Raw genomic sequence first — 18,703 nt, 5'->3', positions numbered from 1 at the left:
GCCGGGGCCCGCCGCGTGGGGGGGTGCGCCCCGGTCACTGGAAGGGGATCACCAGCACCGAGTCGCCCGTTCCGGTACGGAGTCTCGCCGTGTTGTTGCCGATGGCGCTCCACACTTCGAGGCGTACGGTGCCGCCCTTGAGGTCGCCGAGCGTGCCGGTCGCCGACCTGAGGCCGCGCGCCTGCGTGTAGTCCTCCCAGCCCGTCACCGGATCGGTGGCGAAGTACTGGTAGGTCTCCGTCCGGTCGTACGTGCCGTCGCCCGTCAGGTCGTAGCTGACGCGCGCCTGCTGGCCGAGCCCGACCGCCGTGCCGGCGTCGACCTGGAGGCGGAAGGCCGTCGGCGTACCGGACTTGAGCGTGCCGTTTACCCCCTTGGCGGTGTACGTCAGCGGCTGGTGCGGGGTGCCGTCGTGGTTGGCGCCGCCCGCCGACGCGAGGGTGTCGGACACCGAGGTGGTGCCCGTCGCGGTGGTCAGGGCGCCGCCGGTGCGCAGCTGGAAGGTGTTGCCGGTGGGCGGTTCGGGGTCCGGGCCCGGGTCGGTGCCTCCGGTGCCGGTGCCGGTCGCGGTCGAGCGGGCGGGGACGGTGAGCTTCCCGCCGTCCGAGAAGGTCACGGTGCGGGCGGTGGAGGTGTGGTTGTGGGCGGCGTACGTCCGTACCGTGCCCTTGGTGAAGACGGCGGACGTCGGGATGTCGCCGCTGATCGTCGCGTCGGGGGCGCCGAGCGTGTCGAGGGTGCTGATCCAGTGGTAGGTGTGCGCCTTCGACTCGCCCTGCTCGGGGGTGTAGCCGGCGTGGCCCGCGTCCCACTTGGCCTTGGCGGCGCCCGGGTCGGCCAGCGACTGGAACTCCCAGAGGATGTCGCGCCATTCGACGGCCGGTCCCCCGTTCTCGCGTTCCATCTCGGCGAGGTTGCGCCGGATGGCGGCCTTCTCACCGCCGAGGTGCAGGGAACCGCCGGTCACCGGGAGGACGTTGATGCCGTGGATCTCCTCCGGGTTGGCCGTCCACCAGGTGGCGTACGCCCCGCCGCTCCCCCACACCATGCCGACCGTGTCGTGGCCGAAGGGGGACGGGAAGACCTGCTCGTCGGCGTCGAACCAGTACTGCGCGATCGCCTCCGACTCGGTGGTCAGGAGGTACGTGCCGAGGTCGCGCAGGGCCGTGTCACCGGTCGCCGCGCCCCACAGGACGAGCCCGGCGCTGAGGTTGGTGGACTCCGACGACGACTCCTGGTTGTTGCCCGCGGCGAAGCCCTGGTGGCCGGAGGCCCAGCTGTGGCCCGCGTACACGTCGAAGCCGCGCAGGAAGGGGAAGGCGGTGTCGGTGCGGCTGGGGTTGGCGGCGTCCCGTACGAGGGTCTTGACCATGCCGCCCCAGGCGGAGTCGGCGGCCCAGGCCTGGTCGTACTGGGCGACGATCGCGGCGGCGTAGACGTAGTAGCTGTAGTGGAAGTGGTGGTCGTTGAGCTCGGTGTCGCTGCCGTACGACGCCGGGTAGCCGGTCAGGGTCTTCCAAATCCTGTCGTACGAGAACTCGTTGGCTCCGCCGGCCGTGAACCAGTCCTGGAGACGGCCCTTCATCAGGCCGAGGAGCTTGTCGCGTACAGCGCTCTCCCCGATCTGGTCGGCGACGGGCACGAGCTGGGCGAGGCGGCCCAGCGCCTTGCCGCTCCAGTAGGTGTCGGTGGCGCCGGAGAAGGGGTCGGCGGCGTTCGCGACCTCGTTGAGGTAGCCCCGGAGCCTGGCCTTGTCGACGCCGCTCGACTGCGGCAGCGCGGGCAGCACGCCGGAGGCCCGCTGGCTCGTGGTGAAGGAGGCGCTCTCGCGGACCTTCATCGTGCCGCGCGGCGAGACGTACGTGTACGGGGTGAGCGGGTCGGAGGTGTGCAACCACTGGTGGCGGTAGAGGGCCTGGAGCGTGCCCGTCTCGCTGCCCTCCTTCGCCTCGGTGGTGAGGGTGTACGTCGCCTTCACGGTGCCGCCGGTGGAGCTCCAGGTCGCCTTCGATCCGGTGACGAAGCTGTACGCGTACTTCTTGTACGTCGCGAGGGCGTCGGTGGAGGGCAGTACGGCGAGCGAGAAGTAGTCCTTGGCGCCGAGGCCGGCGGTGAGGGTGGAGCCGGCGATGGTCCAGTCGCTGCCGGTCGGTGCGAAGAGGGCGTAGTGGTGGCCGGCGACGGTGATGCCGACGACGTTGCCCTGGTCGGCGAAGACGGTGGGGGCCGCGGCGGTGGTGATCTGGGCGCCGGCCCCCGAGCCCTTGGCGTATACGAAGGGCATGCCGTGGCCGATGGTGGTGCGCAGGGTGCGGGCGCCGTCGGACCAGTAGGGCGTGACGGTCCAGTCGGACCAGTCGTCGGCCTTGGTGTCGGGTGAGTTCAGACCGGTCAGGCCGAGCGTGAGGTCGCGCTTGTGGGCGTACTCGTACTGGCGGCCGTCCCCGACGACGGCGGGAGTCGTCGGGTAGCCGACCTCCAGGCCGGCGGCGGTGGCCTGGTAGGTGAGCGGGTGCCCGTACATGGGTGTGGAGTGCGGATTGTCGCCGTACCGCTGGAAGGCGAGGGAGGACCACCAGTCGTTGGTGGGAAGCGGCTTGTCCTTCGCGGCGGCGGTGAGCTTGGGGGTCACGGGCGTGCCGGTGTTGGTGGTGGGGCCGGAGGTTCCGGCGGGGCGTACGTCGGAGTAACTGCCCGAGCCTACGGGGATGGTGGCGGCGGCCGCGGGCGTGGCGGTGGAGCCGAGGCCGAGGGCGGTCAGGGCGGACACGAGGATCAGCGCGGACGCGGATCTGAAGGGCGGAGCTGGCATGGACGGCACCTCTGGGTGGTGGGGGAAGGGCGTCCGAGAGCGCTCTCAGATGTCAGGAACGTAAAACTCCTGAAACAGAAGTGTCAATACATGTGACACAGACGGGAGTTGCCGACGCGCTGAGCCATCGCCTGTTCAAGTGTTGACGGATCGGCGGGTGCGGGAGCATGCTCCGAGTGGATTACTGAGAGCGCTCTCGGTCGAGGCGGGCGGCCTCGTTCCGGCGCCGCGCCCTGGCTTCGCGCGCCAGGGCCAGGTAGCGCAGCCGCTCCGGCAGCAGCGGCACCAGGGTGCGTACGACGCGGCTGAAGCGGCGCAGCCTGCGCTCCCGCGCGTCGCTCCACTCCAAGCCCAGCGCCTCGCGCGCGTCCGGCGGCAGGTAGCCGACGGCGACGAACGCCCGGAAGCGGGCCAGCGGCGGCAGCAGCACCGGCCACAGGGCCCGCAGGACCAGGCGCACCGGCAGCGGTCCCCGGTCGGGGGCGGGCACCGGGGCGTCGGTGGCGATCAGTTCGCGCACGACGACGGTCGCCTCCACCTCCTCGGCCAGCATCCTGCGGTAGTACGGCCAGAACTCCTCGACGGTCTGCGGCATGTCCCGGTCGCTGATCCCGAGGATCCGGCCGACCTGGAGCCACTCGGCGTACAGCTGCCGCTCCTGCGCCTCGGTGAGCGGCCGCCAGAGATGGCGCAGCGCGTGCCGGTAGCAGGGGAACCCGGTGGCGTGGACCCAGGAGTAGTGGGCCGGGTCGAGCGCGTGGTACGGGCGGCCGTGCGCGTCGGAGCCCTGGATCGTCCGGTGCAGCCGCCGGAGCCGGCGGCCCTCCTCGGCGCCCGCCTCTCCCCCGTACACCCACAACTGGAGGGAGCGCAGGGACCGCTCGCCGCGCCCCCACGGGTCCGTTCGGAAGACCGAGTGCTGGTCGACGCCCGCGCCGACGGCCGGGCGCGCGACCTGAAGGGTCAGCGCGGCGGGCAGCATGAGCAGCGCGCGCACGTCACCGGCGACGGACCACAGGACACCGCCGGGGGGAGGCGGCGCGGGGTCCCGCTCGCTGATCTTCATGCCTCCAGTATGCGTTCGCGCGGGGCGCGGCCGGGGATGCCCGGCCCCGGCTCAGGGGCGGCCGTCGGCCGGGGCGGGCACGGGCTCACCGAGGATCCGGCCGGCCAGGTCTCGCGCGAGGCCCTCCGCGTACGGGCGCAGTACGGCTTCGGCCGCGGCCCGCTCGGCCGCTATGACCACGGCCCCGTCGGCGAGGATCTGCTCGCGCAGGCGCATGCCGTCCGCACGGGCGGCGGCTATCAGGGCCGCGCCCTCCTCGTGCGCCTCCTGGCGGGCCCTGGCGGCGACGCGCCGGGCGTCGGCCATGGCGGAGTCGTACAGGGCGCGGACGCGGGCGGCCTCGGCGCGCAGCTCCTCGGCCTCCTTCTCGCGTCCGCCGGTCATCGCCTCGCGCTGCGCCAGGACGCGTTCGAGACGGGGCAGGAGGACACGGGAGAGCGCCCACACCACGGCGCCGAAGGTGACGAAGGCGACGACGAGCTCCGACAAGCGGGGGTTGAGGGGACCCAGGTCCATAGGAATCAACGGAGTGTTCATGCCCGGGATCTACCCCGTCGCACAAGTGCACCAATCCCGTGGGAAACGGGAGTTGGGGAGATCGTGTGCGGAGCGCCGCGCGTTCGCCATCCAATGGCTACCGGAAGGTAACTCAGGCTGATTTGATGTGCCGCGCCGATCATTGCCCCCACTCACCACGGGAGTCCCAGTGCCGCACTCCGCGCTCCGCCGCACCCCTGGCGCAGCCCTCGCCACCGTACTGGCGGCCGCCGCGCTCGCCGCGACGGCCCCGCAGGTCTCCGCGGCACCGGTCGCCCCGGCCGCCGCTTCCGCCTCGGCCGCGGTGCCTTCGCTGAAGGTGCTGTCGTACAACACCTTCCTCTTCAGCAAGAACCTCTACCCGAACTGGGGCCAGGACCACCGCGCGAAGGCGATACCGGCGGCCCCGTTCTTCCGCGGCAACGACGTCGTCGTGGTCCAGGAGGCCTTCGACAACGGTGCCTCCGACGCGCTGAAGAGCAACGCCGCCGCGCAGTACCCGCACCAGACGCCGGTGATGGGCCGCAGCAGGACGGGCTGGGACGCGACCGGCGGCTCGTACTCCGCCACGACTCCGGAGGACGGCGGGGTCGCGATCCTCAGCAAGTGGCCGGTCGTCCGCAAGGAGCAGTACGTCTACAAGGACGCGTGCGGCGCCGACTGGTACTCCAACAAGGGCTTCGTGTACGCCGTACTGGACGTGAACGGCACCCGGGTCCACGTCGTCGGCACGCACGCCCAGTCCACCGACCCGGGCTGCGGCGCCGGCGAGGCCGCGCAGACGCGCAGCCGGCAGTTCAAGGCGATCGACGCCTTCCTCGACGGCAAGAACATCCCCGCCTCCGAGCAGGTGATCGTCGCGGGTGACCTCAACGTCGACTCGCACAGCCCGGAGTACGCCACGACGCTCGCCGACGGCGGCCTGACCGGCGACGACGCGCGCACCGGCCACCCGTACTCCTTCGACACCGCCGACAACTCGATCGCCTCCGAGCGCTACCCCGACGACCCGCGCGAGGACCTGGACTATGTCCTGCACCGGGCCGGGCACGTGAAGCCGGCGGGCTGGACGAACGAGGTGATCAAGGAACAGAGCGCGCCCTGGACCGTCTCCAGCTGGGGCAAGCAGTACACGTACACGAACCTGTCCGACCACTACCCGGTCGTGGCGAGCGCCCGCTGACCGTACGGGCGGGGCATCGCGTCGGCTGAGGAGTCGTCGTGTCCGGCTCGTCCGGTCCGGCCCGTCCCTCCGGTGTGGGCAGAGCGCTGGAAGGGACGGGCCGGAGGGGGCGCGCGGGGCGTAAACGCGAGCGGTTCGCACCTGGTCACAGGCCGTTCTTCGGCAGTGGCCGCAGGGGTGTCGGTGTGTCACGGTGGTGGACATGACGGGTCACGGACAGGGCAGCGGCCACCGGCACGGTCAGGGACACGACCACGCGGAGGGACGCCGGCGAGGCCGCGGACACGGACACGGACACCACCACCATCACTCCCACGACCGGATCGACTCCGCGCTGGAGGGGTCGGCGGCCGGACTGCGGACCCTGTGGGTCTCCTTCGCCGTTCTGGCGGCTACCACCGTCGCCCAGGCCGTCGTCGTCGCGCTGTCCGGTTCGGTGGCGCTGCTCGGCGACACCGTCCACAACGCCACCGACGCCCTGACCGCGCTGCCCCTCGCCGTCGCCTTCCTGCTGGGGCGGCGGGCGGCGACGCGCCGCTACACCTACGGCTTCGGGCGCGCCGAGGATCTGGCGGGGGTGTTCGTGGTGCTGGTGATCGCCGCCTCCGCGGTGTTCGCCGGGTACGAGGCCGTGCGGCGGATGCTCGACCCGCAGGAGGTCAGCCACCTCCCGGCCGTCGCCGCGGCGGGCCTGATCGGCTTCGCGGGGAACGAGTGGGTGGCGCGGGCCCGTATCCGCACCGGCAGGAGGATCGGCTCCGCCGCGCTGGTCGCCGACGGGCTGCACGCCCGCACCGACGGCTTCACGTCCCTCGCGGTGCTCCTCGGCGCTGGCGGCTCGGCGCTCGGCTGGCGTTACGCCGACCCGCTGATCGGGCTGCTGATCACGGCCGCGATCACGCTGGTGCTGCGCGGCGCGGCGCGCGAGGTGTGGCACCGGCTGATGGACGCGGTGGATCCGGCGCTGGTGGACGAGGCCGAGCACGCGCTGGCGCACGTCGAGGGGGTACGGGCGGTGGGCGCCGTGCGGATGCGGTGGATCGGGCACAGTCTGCGCGCCGAGACCTCGGTGGTGGTCGACCCCGGGCTGACGGTGGTGCAGGCGCACGCGGTCGCGGTCGCGGCGGAGCACGCGCTGTTGCACACGGTGCACCGGCTGGCGGGCGCCACGGTCCACGTGGACCACGCCCCTCAGCCGTCCGCACCGGACCCCCACGAGCCGCTGGCCCACCACGCCGTCCAGTGACGCACATTCACCCGAACGAGATCGTAACTCTAGGGTTCACCGAGCACCGGATCGACGCGATCCACCGCCACCTCACCGATCCGGACTACAGCAACCCCGACGCCCTGGTCCAGGTCGACTCCTACGGTGGGGCGATCAACACGGTGGGAGCGGAGGACACCGCGGTGCCGCAGCGCTCCTCGGTCCTGAAGCTCCAGTACCAGGCGTACTGGACCTGGGACACCGACGCCGACAGGAACGGGGTCCTCGACTACCGCGACGCCGAGAAGGACTCCGGGATCGCCGCACCGCATCTGCGCTGGATCAGGAACTTCTACCAGGACGTGTACGGGCCGACCGGCGGGGTCCCGGCCGTGGCCGATCCGGCGTTCCCCGCGACGAAGAACGCGAACACCGACGGTTGCTACATCAACTACCCGGACGTCGACCTCCTCGACGTCCAGCGCCTGAACACGTCGGGCCAGTCGTAATACCAGCTGTACTACAAGGGCAGCTACAAGCGTCTGCAGCGGGCCAAGAAGCTGTGGGACCCGCACAACATCTTCCGCCACGCGCAGTCCGTGACCGTGCTGGCGGCGCCCTAGCGTCCGGGGACCATCACTCCCTTCGAGCCCCTGCCCCGGCCGCCCAGGTCGTTGCAGACATGCGCGATGATCTTGACGCCCGTGCCCTGCGGCGCGGTGTCGTCTCCCCGTACGTACGTGGTCGCGGACATGGCACGTCCGTACGGGCCACCACTGACGGCGGGAGAAGCCGGGCACTTTCACAACAATGGTGAGACAGCAATACTGTTGCACTGTGGACAAGCACGGCGGCGGGAAGCGAGGGGCGGACATGACGACGGACACCGAGGAGCCGACGCTCACGGTAGACGAGCTGGCCGCACGGGCCGGGGTCACGGTGCGCACGGTTCGCTTCTACAGCACGCGCGGTCTGCTCCCGCCGCCGGTGATCGGCCCGCGCCGGGTCGGCCACTACGGGCCCGCCCACCTGTCGCGGCTGGCCCTCATCGAGGAGCTCCAGCACCACGGCATGACGCTCGCCGCGATCGAGCGCTACCTGGAGCAGCTGCCGGCCGATCTGAGTGCGCACGATCTGGCGATACACCGTGGGCTGGTGGCGAGTTGGGCGCCGGATTCGGCGGAGGACGCGACACGTGCGGAGCTGGAGCGCAGGGCGGGCCGGGCACTGTCGGAGGAGGACATCGACCGGCTCGCCGCGATGAACGTCCTGGAACGGGCGGACTCCCCCGACGCCTTCCGGGTCGACCCCGGGCTGCTGGCCCTCGGCGTACAGCTGCTCGGCGTTCCGATAGCCCACGAGACGATCCTCGCGGCCCGCACGGTCCTGCTGGAGCACACGCGGTCGGCGGCGCACGCGCTCACCACGCTCTTCAAGGACGAGGTGTGGGGGCCCTATCGCGAGCGGGAGTCGGACCCCGAGCACGTGAAGGCGATGAAGTCGCTGTCGGCCCATATGCAGCCGATGGTGGTGCAGGCCCTGGTGACAGCGTTCCAGCGGTCGCTGAAGGAAGAACTGCGCGCGGCGTTCACCGCGCAGTGAGAGGCCGGCCGCCTCGTTGGGCCGGATGGCCCGCCGCCCGGCACACGGGGCCCCGGCGGGGACCCCGGCGCCGGCAGCGGGAGCGCGTTACGCGTCGCTGAACTTCTCGCCCCGCTCGGCCTTCTCCACCAGCAGCGCGGGCGGCGTGAAGCGCTCGCCGTACGTCGCGGCCAGTTCGCGCGCGCGGGCCAGGAAGCCGGGCAGGCCGCCCTCGTACCCGTTGATGTACTGGATCGCGCCGCCCGTCCAGGCCGGGAAGCCGATGCCCATGATGGAGCCGATGTTGGCGTCGGCGACCGACGTCAGCACGCCCTCCTCGAAGCAGCGCACGGTGTCCAGCGCCTCGGAGAAGAGCATCCGCTCCTTCATGTCGGCGAAGGGGATCTCCGCGCCGGGCTTCGCGAAGTGCTCGCGCAGGCCCGGCCACAGGCGCGTGCGCTTCCCGTCCTCGCCGTACTCGTAGAAGCCGGCCCCGCCGCTGCGGCCCGTACGCCCGAACTCGTCGACCATGCGGTCGATGACCGCGTCCGACGGGTGGCCCGGCCAGGTGCCGCCCGCTTCCTCGACCGCCCGCTTCGTCTCGTTGCGAATCTTGCGCGGGAGGGTGAGCGTCAGCTCGTCCATCAGGGACAGGACCTTCGCCGGGTAGCCGGCCTGAGCCGCCGCCTGTTCGATGGACGCGGGCTCGATGCCCTCGCCGACCATGGCGACGCCCTCGTTGATGAACTGGCCGATGACGCGCGAGGTGAAGAAGCCGCGCGAGTCGTTGACGACGATCGGGGTCTTCTTGATCTGGCGTACGAGGTCGAAGGCGCGTGCCAGCGCCTCGTCGCCGGTCCGCTCACCCTTGATGATCTCGACCAGCGGCATTTTGTCGACCGGCGAGAAGAAGTGCAGGCCGATGAAGTCGACGGGGCGCGCGACGCCCTCGGCCAGGCCGGTGATGGGCAGTGTGGAGGTGTTGGAGCACAGCAGCGCGTCCGGTGCGACGATGTCCTGGATCTCCTGGAACACCTTGTGCTTGAGCGAGGTGTCCTCGAACACCGCCTCGATCACCGCGTCGCAGCCCGCCAGGTCGGCGGGGTCGGCGGTCGGCGTGATGAGGGCGAGCAGCGCGTCCCGCTTCGCCTCGGTCGTACGGCCGCGCGACAGGGCCTTCGCCAGCAGCTTCTCGGAGTACGCCTTGCCCCGGGCCGCGGCTTCGGCCGTCATGTCCTTCAGGACGACCTCGATTCCGGCGCGGGCGCAGGAGTACGCGATGCCCGCGCCCATCATCCCGGCGCCGAGGACGGCGACCTTGCGGACGGGCCGGGGGTCGATGCCCTGGGGGCGGTTCGCACCGGAGTTGACGGCCTGGAGGTCGAAGAAGAACGCCTGGATCATGTTCTTGGCGATCTGCCCGGTGACCAGCTCGGTGAAGTACCGGGCCTCGATGGTCAGCGCGGTCTCGAAGTCGACCTGCGAGCCCTCGACGGCCGCCGCGAGGATGTTGCGCGGGGCCGGGTAGGGGGCGCCTGCCGTCTGCTTCTTGAGGTTGGCCGGGAAGGCGGGCAGGTTCGCGGCGAAGCGGGGGCTGGCGGGGGTGCCGCCGGGGATCTTGTAGCCCTTGACGTCCCAGGGCTGGTGCGATTCGGGGTTCGTGTCGATGAACGCGCGGGCCTTGGCCAGCATCTCCTCGGGCGTGGCGGCGACTTCGTGCACCAGGCCGTTGTCCAGGGCCCGCTGCGGGCTGTACTGGGTGCCCTGGAGCAGGACCTTGAGGAGCGCGTCGGCGATGCCCATGAGGCGTACCGTGCGGGTGACGCCGCCGCCCGCCGGGAGCAGGCCGAGCGTGACCTCGGGCAGGCCGATCTTGGAGCCGGGCGCGTCGAGGGCGACGCGGTGGTGGCAGGCGAGCGCGATCTCGTAGCCGCCGCCGAGGGCCGCGCCGTTGATGGCGGCGACGACGGGCTTGCCGAGCGTCTCGATGCGGCGCAGGGAGCGCTTGATCGCCGTACCGGTGTCGAAGGCCTGCTGGGCGTTCTCCGGACCGACCTTGATCATGTCCTTGAGGTCGCCGCCGGCGAAGAAGGTCTTCTTGGCGGAGGTGAAGACGATCCCGCGGATCGAGTCCTTCTCGGCCTCCGCGCGGTCGGCGATGGCCGCGATGGAGTCCTTGAACGCCTGGTTCATGGTGTTGGCGGACTGGTCGGGGTCGTCGAGGACGAGGGTGACGACACCGGTCTCGTCCTGTTCCCAGCGGATGGTGGTGCTCTCGCTCATGAGTTTTCTTCTCCGTGAGGGTGGGACGGGACGGTCAGAGACGCTCGATGACGGTGGCGATGCCCATGCCGCCGCCGACGCACAGCGTGGCCAGGCCGTACCGCTGGTCGCGGCGCTCCAGCTCGTCGATGAGCGTGCCGAGGATCATCGCGCCGGTGGCGCCCAGGGGGTGGCCCATGGCGATGGCGCCGCCGTTGACGTTGACCTTGTCGAGGGAGATGCCCATGTCCTTGACGAAGCGCAGTACGACGCCCGCGAACGCCTCGTTGATCTCGACCAGGTCGATGTCGTCGATGGTCAGGTTCGCCTTGGCGAGTGCCTTGCGGGTCGCGGGCGCGGGGCCGGTCAGCATGATCGTCGGTTCGGAGCCGGAGACCGCCACCGAGACGATCCGGGCGCGCGGGGTGAGGCCGTAACGCTCGCCGACCGCCTGCGAGCCGATGGCGACGAGAGCGGCGCCGTCGACGATGCCGGAGGAGTTGCCCGCGTGGTGGACGTGGTCGATCTTCTCGACCCAGTGGTACTTCTGGAGCGCCACGGCGTCGAAGCCGCCGTGCTCCCCGATCATCTCGAACGACGGCTTCAGCCCGGCGAGGGAGTCCGCGGTGGTGCCCGGCCGCATGTGCTCGTCGTGGTCGAGGACGGTCAGCCCGTTGCGGTCCTTGACGGGGACGACGGAGCGCGCGAAACGGCCGTCCTTCCACGCCTCGGCGGCCCGCTCCTGGGAGAGCGCCGCGTACTCGTCGACGTCGCGGCGCGAGTAGCCCTCAAGGGTGGCGATGAGGTCGGCGCCGATGCCCTGCGGGACGAATCCGGTCTCGTAGTTGGTCATCGGGTCCGCGAACCAGGCGCCGCCGTCCGAGGCCATGGGGACGCGTGACATGGACTCGACGCCACCGGCGAGGACCAGGTCCTCCCAGCCGGAGCGGACCTTCATGGCCGCCATGTTGACGGCTTCGAGGCCGGAGGCACAGAAGCGGTTCTCCTGTACGCCGGCCACGGTGTCGGGCAGCCCGGCCGCGATGGCCGCGATCCGGGCGATGTCGGAGCCCTGGTCGCCGACGGGGCCGACGACGCCGAGCACGATGTCGTCGATGGCGGCCGGGTCGAGCCCGGGGAAGCGGGCCCGGAGTTCGTGGATGAGGCCGACGACCAGGTCGATCGGCTTGGTGCCGTGCAGGGCGCCGTTGGCCTTGCCGCGTCCGCGCGGGGTGCGGATCGCGTCGTACACAAACGCTTCGGTACTCAAGACAGCAGCCTTTCGGGGGATACGTGACAGCGAGGGGGTCCGGCGGATCAGGCGAGGAGCGAACGGCCGATGATCTCCTTCATGATCTCGGTCGTGCCGCCGTAGATCGTCTGGATGCGGCCGTCGGTGAAGGCCTTGGCGACGCGGTACTCGCTCATGTAGCCGTAGCCGCCGTGCAGTTGCAGGCAGCGGTCGGCGACGCGCTTTTGGAGTTCGGTGGCCCACCACTTGGCCATCGACGCGTGGACCGCGTCGAGTTCCCCGTTCGAGTGATCGACGATGCAGCGGTCGAGGAACGTACGGGTGACGGCGCACTCGGTGGCCATCTCCGCGATCTCGAAGCGGATGTGCTGCAGCTTGGACAGCGGCCGTCCGAACGCCTCGCGCTCCTTGACGTACGCCGTGGTGATCTCCAGCAGGTGCTCGGCGGCGGCGATCCCGGCGACCGCGATGCCCATGCGCTCCTGGGCGAGGTTGGTCATCAGATGGACGAAGGCGCCGTTCAGCTCCCCGAGCAGGTTCTCCTTGGGGACGCGTACGTCGTCGAAGAACAGTTCGGCGGTGTCCTGGGACTTCTGGCCGATCTTGTCGAGGTTGCGCCCGCGCTCGAACCCTTCGGCGCCGCGCTCCACGACGAGCAGGGACAGGCCCTTGGCGCCGCCCTCGGGCGACGTCTTGGCGACGACGATCACCAGGTCGGCGAGGATGCCGTTGGAGATGAAGGTCTTCGAGCCGTTGAGCAGCCAGTGGTCGCCCCGGTCCTCGGCCGTCGTACGGATGCCCTGGAGGTCGGAGCCGGCGCCGGGCTCGGTCATCGCGATGGCGGTGACCGTCTCACCGGTGCAGAAGCCGGGCAGCCAGCGCCGCTTCTGCTCGTCGGTGGCGAGCCCGGTGAGGTACGGGCCGATGATGTCGTTGTGCAGGCCGAGGGCGAGCCCGGCGGCGCCCGCCCGGGTGAACTCCTCGGCCAGTACGGCGCTGTAGCGGAAGTCGTCGTTGCCGCCGCCCCCGTACTCCTCCGGCACGGCGAGGCCGAGCAGCCCCTGCCTGCCCGCCGCCAGCCAGGCGTCCCGGCTGACGATGCCGTCCCGCTCCCACTGCTCGTAGTACGGCGTCACCTCCTTGGCCAGGAAGGTGCGCACGGTCTCCCGGAACGCCTCGTGCTCCGGGGTGAAGATCCGACGTTTCAACTCTGCCTCCTGCGGGCGGCCTTCTCGATGCTCGGTACGTCCCAGTCGCGCGCCACCTCGGCCGTGTGCGCACCGGGGAGGGCCGGTGGGCTGTGCACGGCTCCCGGGGTGGCCGAGAAGCGCGGGGCGGGCGCGGGCTGGGTGAGGCCGCCGTGGGTGACGAAGGTGGAACGGGCGGCGAGGTGCGGGTGGGCGGGAGCCTCGCGCAGGGAGAGGACGGGGGCGACGCAGGCGTCCGAGCCCTCGAAGACGGCCGTCCACTCGTCGCGGGTCCGCTCCCTGAAGCGGGCGGCGATCCGGTCGCGCAGCTCGTCCCAGCGGGCCATGTCGGCGCGGGCGCCCGCCTGGGCGTCGTCGAGCCCGAGGAGGGCGGTGAACCGGTCGTAGAACTGCGGCTCCAGCGCGCCGACCGCCATGTACTGGCCGTCGGACGTCTCGTAGGTGCCGTAGAAGGGGCAGCCGCCGTCGAGCAGGTTGGCGCCCCGGCGGTCCTGCCAGCCGCCGGCGGCCAGCATGCCGTGGATCATCGTGGCGAGGTGGGCCGCGCCGTCCACGATCGCGGCGTCGACGACCTGGCCGCGGCCGCCCTCGGTGCGGGCGTGCTGGAGGGCGGCGAGGACGCCGACGACGAGGTAGAGGGAGCCGCCGGCGTAGTCGCCGACGAGGTTCGCGGGGACGGTGGGCGGTTCGCCGGCGGCGCCGATCATGCCGAGGGTGCCGGTGAGGGCGATGTACGCGATGTCGTGTCCGGCGCGCTGGGCGAGCGGCCCCTCCTGGCCCCAGCCCGTCATCCGCCCGTAGACGAGCCGCGGATTGCGGGCCAGGCAGGCGTCGGGCCCGACGCCGAGGCGCTCGGCGACGCCGGGGCGGTAGCCCTCGATCAGCACGTGCGCGCGCTCGACGAGGTCCAGGACCCGGGCCGGGCCGTCGGCCGCCTTGAGGTCGACGATCACCGAGCGCTTGTTGCGGTTGGTGAGGTCGTACGCCGGGTCGATGCCCAGTCCCGCGCCGTCGGGCCGGTCCAGGCGCACCACGTCGGCGCCGAGGTCGGCGAGGAGCATGGCGGCGAACGGGCCGGGGCCGATGCCCGCCAGTTCCACCACGCGCACTCCGTGGAGCGGGCCGCTTCCTGTCCCTGCCATCAAGCCCCCAGCGCTGTGACACTACTGATGTAACATCAATGATGCTAAGAACGTGTTCCACTCCGCACAAGCCCTTCGGGCGAGCAAGCGCTTAGTTCTTTTTGCCGGGGATCACCGCTACCCTCTGCCCCCATGAGCGAGACGGTTCCACGCAGGGGCGACACCGATCGCCCGTACGACATCGTGCTCTTCGGGGCCACAGGCTTCGTCGGAGAGCTGACCGCGGAGTACCTCGCCGCGCACGCACCCGCCGACTGCCGCTGGGCGATAGCGGGACGTACCGTCGCGAAGCTGGAGAAGCTGCGCGAACAGCTCGTCGCGGTCAATCCGGCCTGCGCGACGCTTCCCGTCCTGTACGCCGACGCGTCCGACCCGGCGTCGCTGCGCGAACTCGCCGCCCGTACGCGCGTGGTGGCGACGACCGTCGGCCCCTACGTCTGGTACGGCGAGGAGCTCGTCGCGGCCTGCGCCGACGCGGGCACGGACTACGCGGACCTGTCGGGCGAGCCGGAGTTCGCCGACCGGATGTACCTGGCGTACGACGCGCGGGCCCGGGAGACCGGGGCGCGGATCCTGCACGCGTGCGGCTTCGACTCGATCCCCCACGACCTCGGCGTGTACTTCACCGTCCAGCAGCTGCCGGAGGGCGTACCGCTGCGTATCGACGGCTTCGTCCGCTCCAACGCGATGTTCTCCGGCGGCACCTTCGCGTCCGCCATGACCGCTCTGGGGCGCGGGCGGCAGACGCTGCGGGCCGCGCGGGAGCGCCGGACGGCCGAACCGAGGCTCGTGGGGCGGCGCGCGCGGGCCCCGATCGGCGCGGTGCGGCGCAGTCGCGAGACGGGGACCTGGGCGCTGCCGCTGCCGACCATCGACCCGCAGATGGTGGCCCGCTCGGCGGCCGCGCTGGAGCGGTACGGTCCGGACTTCCGCTATCGGCACTACGCGTCGGTGAAGTGGCTGCCGGTCGCGGTGGGCGGGGTGGCGGCGGTGGGGGCCGCCGCGGCGCTGGCCCAGGTTCCGGCGGCGCGGTCGTGGCTCATGGACCGGTATGCGGCGGGGTCGGGTCCCGACGCGGAGCGCAGGGGCCGGAGCTGGTTCACGGTGCGCTTCGTGGGCGAGGGCGGCGGGCGCCGGGTCTTCACCGAGGTGTCGGGCGGGGACCCGGGCTACGGCGAGACGGCGAAGATGCTGGCCGAGTCGGTGCTGTGCCTGGCCTTCGACGAACTGCCCGCGACCTCGGGGCAGGTGACGACGGCGGTGGCGATGGGCGACGCGCTGCTGGAGCGGCTGACGGCGGCCGGGCTGAGGTTCCGGGTCGCGGCCGTCCGGGGGTGACGGCGGGCGGGATCACGGGAGCTCGACGGCAGTGGCTGTCGGCGGGGCAGCCCGGAAGGCGGGGGGCGACGCGTCCGGGGGTGACGCGTGCGGCCCCCGTCAGTGGCCGGTGAACCAGCCCGCGAGCGTGTAGATGATCCCCCCGGTCCAGCCCAGCGCGGCCAGGCCGCCGACCAGGATGACCAGGTTCGTGCGCCGGCCGGCCCGGTGGACCGTCACCGACTCGGCCGCCCGGGGCGGCGTGGGGTGCGTGGGGTAATCGGGGTGCGTATACATCGTCATACGATCACTCTGTCCGATTACGGCAGTTCAAACATCCGTACACCTACTCAGTTACGTGCTTGTTCCGAAACCGGCACCGAGTGCCTCGCCCAGTGCCCGCCGGCACAGGGTGTCCGCCGCGCGCGTCGACTCCGGGAGCCGGAAGGCCGAGGCCAGACGCAGGGTGTGCGCGCAGGCGTTGTCGAGGCTCACCCGGTGGCCGACGGAGACGAACACCGGCTTCACGCCGTCCTGAGTACGCAGCGCGCGACCCACTTCCTCGCCGTCCTCGGCGAGGAGGGGCGACTGGGCGCCGCGGCGCGGGCCCGGCTGTTCGTAGGTGAACGTGAAGGGGTTCTTGGCCACGCCGATGGTCGCGAGGCCCGTCACGACGCCGAGGTGACTGGCCAGGCCGAACCGGCGCGGGTGCGCCAGGCCGTACCCGTCGCAGACCACGAGCCCCGGGTCCGCCGACAGGGATTCGAGCGCCGCGACCACCGTCGGCAGCTCCCGGAACGCGAGCAGGCCGGGAACGTACGGGAAGGCGACGCGGCCGACCGCCGTGGCCTCCTCGACTACGGCGAGCGTCGCGGCGTCGAGTACGACCGCCGCCGCGGCGACGACGTCACGCTCGTCGTCGTACGCCACGTCCACACCCGTGACCAGGCCGGCGCCGGGGGGTGGGCCGGGCTCGTCGAGCACCACGCGGCCGCGCAGTTCGTCCTGGACGGCTCGGGCTTCGGCTTCGTCGGCGGGGGAACGCAGGCTCTTCATAGTGGTCAGAGCGTACGGGGTAGCCTGGCGATCATGTTCGTACTGGAGTTGACCTACACCGCGCCCGTCGAGCGCGTCGACGAGCTGCTGGCGGCGCACGTGGAGTGGCTGGACGCGCAGTACGAGGCGGGGGTCTTCATCGCCTCGGGGCGCAAGCAGCCGCGTGACGGCGGGGTGATCCTGGCCGTCGCGGACGACCGGGCGCGGATCGAGGAGATCGCGGCGGCGGACCCGTTCACGGTGGCGGGCGTGTGCGCGTACCGGATCACCGAGTTCGTGGCGACGAAGACCGCGCCCGCCCTCGCCCCGTACCGGCAGCAGTTGCCCTCGGCGTAGACCCGGCGGGGGCGCCGCGGAGCTGTGCACCGCGCCGCCCCGCCGGGCCCGGCCCTCAGCGCTCCAGCCGGGCGACCCGCCCCTTCTCGCCCGACGCCCAGCAGGCGGAGTCCCGGGCGCAGTCGACCGTGTCGTACGAGCCCGTGTCGATCGTCCGCCACGTGCGGCCGCCGTCCCGCGTGAGGTCCGTACCCGTGGGGCCGACCGCCAGTGCGCCGGAGCGGGTGCGCGGCAGCCAGCTCACGCCCGAGCGGTACGCCGGGGGCGGGGCGGCCGACTGCCGCCAGGTCCCGCCGCCGTCGCCGGTGCGCGCCGCCGCGTGGGGCGACGGCTCGCCCGTCCGGTAGTCGCCGCCGACCGCGATCCCGTGGCGACGGTCGCGGAAGGCGAGAGCGAAGACGCCCCGCGCCGGGTCGCCCGCCGGAATGCCTGTCTCGGTGGCGGTCCAGGTCAGACCGCGGTCGGCGGAGTGCAGCACCCGGCCCGTCGCCCCGCCGCCGGTCGCCAGCCACACGTCCTGCGGCCCGGCGCTGACCAGGCACTGGCCGCTCGCGGCGAAGCCCGCCTCGCCCGGCTGGGCGGCCGGCATGCCCGCGTCCGGCAGGACCCTCCAGGACCTGCCCCCGTCACGGGTGGACAGGATGCGGTACTTGCCGTCGACCGGGTCGCTCATCGCCAGCCCGTTGCGGCTGTCGAAGAAGGTGACGCAGTCGTAGAACGCCCTCGGGTCGTCGTTGCGGAAGCTCTCGGTCCAGGTCGCGCCCCCGTCGTCCGTGCGCAGGATCCGGGACGCCTCGCCCTCGCCGATCGCCAGCACCACCGCACGCTGGCCGTCGAAGGCCTCGATGTCGCGGAACTCCAGGCCCTGCGCGCCCGGAGGCGATACGTTCCGCCAGCTCCGGCCGCCGTTCTTGGTGCGCAGGACCGTGCCCCGGGAGCCCGCCACCCACGCGGCCTGCCGGCTGACGGCCGCCAGGCCGCGGAACCGTACGTCGCTCCTGCCGGTGTCCTTCAGGCGCCAGGCGGCAGCCGCCCGCGGTGCTTCCGCACGGGTGGGTGCGTCCGCCCGCGCCGGCGCGGCCAGGGCGGCGGCCAGCGCCGCCGCGCACAGTCCGAGCGACACCATTCGTCTCGTCTTCCCCATGCCCCTCATGGCGCTGGAAGCTAGCCCACGCCCGCGAGGCCGTCCAGGGTGCGTCGCCGCCCGGCGCCCCGACCGAGTGACGCAGGTCACATCACCAGTGCATGCACGGATTTCGTTGTTCTTACGTCTCACCCTGTGACAGGACGCATCAACCGAACCGTGAGAGGGAGCAGGCCTTGCCTCCCGTGATTGAGCAAGCCGTGCAGGCCCGTCTGGTCTCGTCGACACCCCGGGCGGAGACGGTCGCCGCGACCCTGCGGTACAACCGCTCGGACCCGTTCGCCGTACGCATGGCCTTCCCGCCCGCCGCCACCCTGGAGGGCGTCGAGGTGTCCTGGGCGTTCGCCCGCGAACTGCTGGAGGCGGGCATCGAGTCGCGGGCCGGCGTGGGCGACGTACGGGTCCGGCCGTACGGGTACGGCCGGACCGTGCTGGAGTTCCACGCCACGGAGGGGACCGCGATGGTCCACATCCGCACCGCCGACCTGCGCCGCTTCCTCAAGCGCACGCACGCGCTCGTCCCCGTCGGCGGCGAGCATCTGCACCTCGACGTCGACCAGGACCTGGCGGAACTGCTGCGCGACGCGCTGTGACGGACGG

The 18,703-nt window shown here is 72.0% G+C and carries 18 protein-coding genes and 1 pseudogene; 8 read left to right on the top strand and 11 right to left on the bottom strand.

All coding sequences use genetic code 11. The annotated features are described in order from the left end of the window. Positions 1-34: 34 nt before the first annotated feature. The 3 genes from IE185_RS17795 to IE185_RS17785 all read right to left on the bottom strand — a co-directional run bounded on the left by IE185_RS17795 (position 35) and on the right by IE185_RS17785 (position 4,394). Positions 35-2,812: a glycosyl hydrolase gene (locus IE185_RS17795; protein WP_138896428.1), complete on the bottom strand. Its 2,778-nt coding sequence runs from the start codon at positions 2,810-2,812 to the stop codon at positions 35-37. 181 nt (positions 2,813-2,993) lie between these two features. Next, positions 2,994-3,878: an oxygenase MpaB family protein gene (locus IE185_RS17790; protein ID WP_138896427.1), complete on the bottom strand. Its 885-nt coding sequence runs from the start codon at positions 3,876-3,878 to the stop codon at positions 2,994-2,996. 51 nt (positions 3,879-3,929) lie between these two features. After that, entirely contained in the window at positions 3,930-4,394 is a 465-nt protein-coding gene (locus IE185_RS17785) for a F0F1 ATP synthase subunit B family protein (RefSeq protein ID WP_138896426.1), read from the bottom strand. A 190-nt stretch (positions 4,395-4,584) separates the two neighbouring features. Between IE185_RS17785 and sph the strand changes: the two genes are divergently transcribed. From sph to IE185_RS33710, 4 genes are all read left to right on the top strand, one after another. Continuing rightward, a complete protein-coding gene (gene sph, locus IE185_RS17780; RefSeq protein WP_138896425.1) occupies positions 4,585-5,598 on the top strand; it encodes a sphingomyelin phosphodiesterase in 1,014 nt (337 codons plus the stop codon). Positions 5,599-5,800: 202 nt separating this feature from the next. Then, a complete protein-coding gene (locus IE185_RS17775; protein ID WP_138896424.1) occupies positions 5,801-6,844 on the top strand; it encodes a cation diffusion facilitator family transporter in 1,044 nt (347 codons plus the stop codon). Further along, entirely contained in the window at positions 6,841-7,314 is a 474-nt protein-coding gene (locus IE185_RS17770; protein WP_229843569.1) for a hypothetical protein, read from the top strand. Before IE185_RS17775 ends, IE185_RS17770 begins: the two co-directional genes overlap by 4 nt. Before the next feature lie 6 nt (positions 7,315-7,320). Further along, positions 7,321-7,428, top strand: coding sequence for a BBE domain-containing protein (locus IE185_RS33710; RefSeq protein ID WP_268246668.1), 108 nt, complete (start codon positions 7,321-7,323; stop codon positions 7,426-7,428). 26 nt (positions 7,429-7,454) lie between these two features. Here IE185_RS33710 and IE185_RS17765 read toward each other — a convergent pair. After that, a pseudogene (locus IE185_RS17765) lies at positions 7,455-7,559 on the bottom strand (Appr-1-p processing protein); the annotation flags it as partial. 119 nt (positions 7,560-7,678) lie between these two features. Between IE185_RS17765 and IE185_RS17760 the strand changes: the two are divergent. Next, the gene (locus IE185_RS17760; RefSeq protein WP_138896423.1) at positions 7,679-8,407 is read left to right on the top strand and encodes a MerR family transcriptional regulator; all 729 of its coding nucleotides are present in this window, start codon (positions 7,679-7,681) and stop codon (positions 8,405-8,407) included. 87 nt (positions 8,408-8,494) lie between these two features. Here the strand turns inward: IE185_RS17760 and IE185_RS17755 are convergent, their stop codons facing one another. The 4 genes from IE185_RS17755 to IE185_RS17740 are packed head-to-tail and all read right to left on the bottom strand — an operon-like array spanning position 8,495 to position 14,250. Beyond that, positions 8,495-10,669, bottom strand: coding sequence for a 3-hydroxyacyl-CoA dehydrogenase NAD-binding domain-containing protein (locus IE185_RS17755; protein WP_189715486.1), 2,175 nt, complete (start codon positions 10,667-10,669; stop codon positions 8,495-8,497). Between the two features lie 34 nt (positions 10,670-10,703). Then, on the bottom strand, positions 10,704-11,918 hold the full coding sequence (locus tag IE185_RS17750) for an acetyl-CoA C-acetyltransferase (protein ID WP_138898934.1): 1,215 nt from the start codon (positions 11,916-11,918) through the stop codon (positions 10,704-10,706). Between the two features lie 47 nt (positions 11,919-11,965). Beyond that, complete coding sequence (locus IE185_RS17745; RefSeq protein ID WP_138898933.1) at positions 11,966-13,108, bottom strand: acyl-CoA dehydrogenase family protein; 1,143 nt, start codon at positions 13,106-13,108, stop codon at positions 11,966-11,968. Beyond that, on the bottom strand, positions 13,105-14,250 hold the full coding sequence (locus IE185_RS17740; protein ID WP_189715484.1) for a CaiB/BaiF CoA transferase family protein: 1,146 nt from the start codon (positions 14,248-14,250) through the stop codon (positions 13,105-13,107). Before IE185_RS17740 ends, IE185_RS17745 begins: the two co-directional genes overlap by 4 nt. 132 nt (positions 14,251-14,382) lie before the next feature. On the opposite strand from IE185_RS17740, the gene IE185_RS17735 reads away from it, so the two are divergent. Further along, positions 14,383-15,588 carry a saccharopine dehydrogenase family protein gene (locus IE185_RS17735; RefSeq protein WP_189715482.1) on the top strand — a complete coding sequence of 402 codons (1,206 nt, stop codon included), beginning with the start codon at positions 14,383-14,385 and terminating at the stop codon, positions 15,586-15,588. A gap of 99 nt (positions 15,589-15,687) precedes the next feature. Here IE185_RS17735 and mmpA read toward each other — a convergent pair whose 3' ends face one another. Together mmpA and IE185_RS17725 are read right to left on the bottom strand one after the other, a co-directional pair. After that, the gene (gene mmpA, locus IE185_RS17730; protein WP_138908769.1) at positions 15,688-15,870 is read right to left on the bottom strand and encodes a morphogenic membrane protein MmpA; all 183 of its coding nucleotides are present in this window, start codon (positions 15,868-15,870) and stop codon (positions 15,688-15,690) included. A 51-nt stretch (positions 15,871-15,921) separates the two neighbouring features. Beyond that, positions 15,922-16,623 carry an endonuclease V gene (locus IE185_RS17725; RefSeq protein ID WP_138908768.1) on the bottom strand — a complete coding sequence of 234 codons (702 nt, stop codon included), beginning with the start codon at positions 16,621-16,623 and terminating at the stop codon, positions 15,922-15,924. A 33-nt stretch (positions 16,624-16,656) separates the two neighbouring features. Here IE185_RS17725 and IE185_RS17720 point away from each other — a divergent pair, with 33 nt between their 5' ends. Then, positions 16,657-16,959: a YciI family protein gene (locus tag IE185_RS17720; RefSeq protein WP_138898362.1), complete on the top strand. Its 303-nt coding sequence runs from the start codon at positions 16,657-16,659 to the stop codon at positions 16,957-16,959. Positions 16,960-17,014: 55 nt separating this feature from the next. Here the strand turns inward: IE185_RS17720 and IE185_RS17715 are convergent, their stop codons facing one another. After that, positions 17,015-18,085, bottom strand: coding sequence for a WD40/YVTN/BNR-like repeat-containing protein (locus tag IE185_RS17715; protein WP_229843568.1), 1,071 nt, complete (start codon positions 18,083-18,085; stop codon positions 17,015-17,017). A gap of 194 nt (positions 18,086-18,279) precedes the next feature. Here IE185_RS17715 and ssgD point away from each other — a divergent pair, with 194 nt between their 5' ends. Next, complete coding sequence (gene ssgD, locus IE185_RS17710; protein ID WP_138898364.1) at positions 18,280-18,696, top strand: spore wall synthesis regulator SsgD; 417 nt, start codon at positions 18,280-18,282, stop codon at positions 18,694-18,696. The last annotated feature ends 7 nt before the right edge of the window (positions 18,697-18,703 follow it).

The organism is Streptomyces chryseus (genome assembly GCF_014650755.1).
Classification (GTDB): domain Bacteria; phylum Actinomycetota; class Actinomycetes; order Streptomycetales; family Streptomycetaceae; genus Streptomyces; species Streptomyces chryseus.
This window is presented reverse-complemented; position numbering and strand designations above follow the sequence as displayed.

Coding starts and splice junctions, on each gene's coding strand:
- IE185_RS17755 (WP_189715486.1), bottom strand. CDS start 10,669: ATGAGCGAGAGCACCACCATCCGCTGGGAACAGGACGAGACCGGTGTC.
- IE185_RS17740 (WP_189715484.1), bottom strand. CDS start 14,250: ATGGCAGGGACAGGAAGCGGCCCGCTCCACGGAGTGCGCGTGGTGGAA.
- IE185_RS17760 (WP_138896423.1), top strand. CDS start 7,679: ATGACGACGGACACCGAGGAGCCGACGCTCACGGTAGACGAGCTGGCC.
- mmpA (WP_138908769.1), bottom strand. CDS start 15,870: ATGACGATGTATACGCACCCCGATTACCCCACGCACCCCACGCCGCCC.
- IE185_RS17785 (WP_138896426.1), bottom strand. CDS start 4,394: ATGGACCTGGGTCCCCTCAACCCCCGCTTGTCGGAGCTCGTCGTCGCC.
- IE185_RS17795 (WP_138896428.1), bottom strand. CDS start 2,812: ATGCCAGCTCCGCCCTTCAGATCCGCGTCCGCGCTGATCCTCGTGTCC.
- IE185_RS17715 (WP_229843568.1), bottom strand. CDS start 18,085: ATGGTGTCGCTCGGACTGTGCGCGGCGGCGCTGGCCGCCGCCCTGGCC.
- IE185_RS17720 (WP_138898362.1), top strand. CDS start 16,657: ATGTTCGTACTGGAGTTGACCTACACCGCGCCCGTCGAGCGCGTCGAC.
- IE185_RS17725 (WP_138908768.1), bottom strand. CDS start 16,623: ATGAAGAGCCTGCGTTCCCCCGCCGACGAAGCCGAAGCCCGAGCCGTC.
- IE185_RS17735 (WP_189715482.1), top strand. CDS start 14,383: ATGAGCGAGACGGTTCCACGCAGGGGCGACACCGATCGCCCGTACGAC.
- IE185_RS17775 (WP_138896424.1), top strand. CDS start 5,801: ATGACGGGTCACGGACAGGGCAGCGGCCACCGGCACGGTCAGGGACAC.
- IE185_RS17790 (WP_138896427.1), bottom strand. CDS start 3,878: ATGAAGATCAGCGAGCGGGACCCCGCGCCGCCTCCCCCCGGCGGTGTC.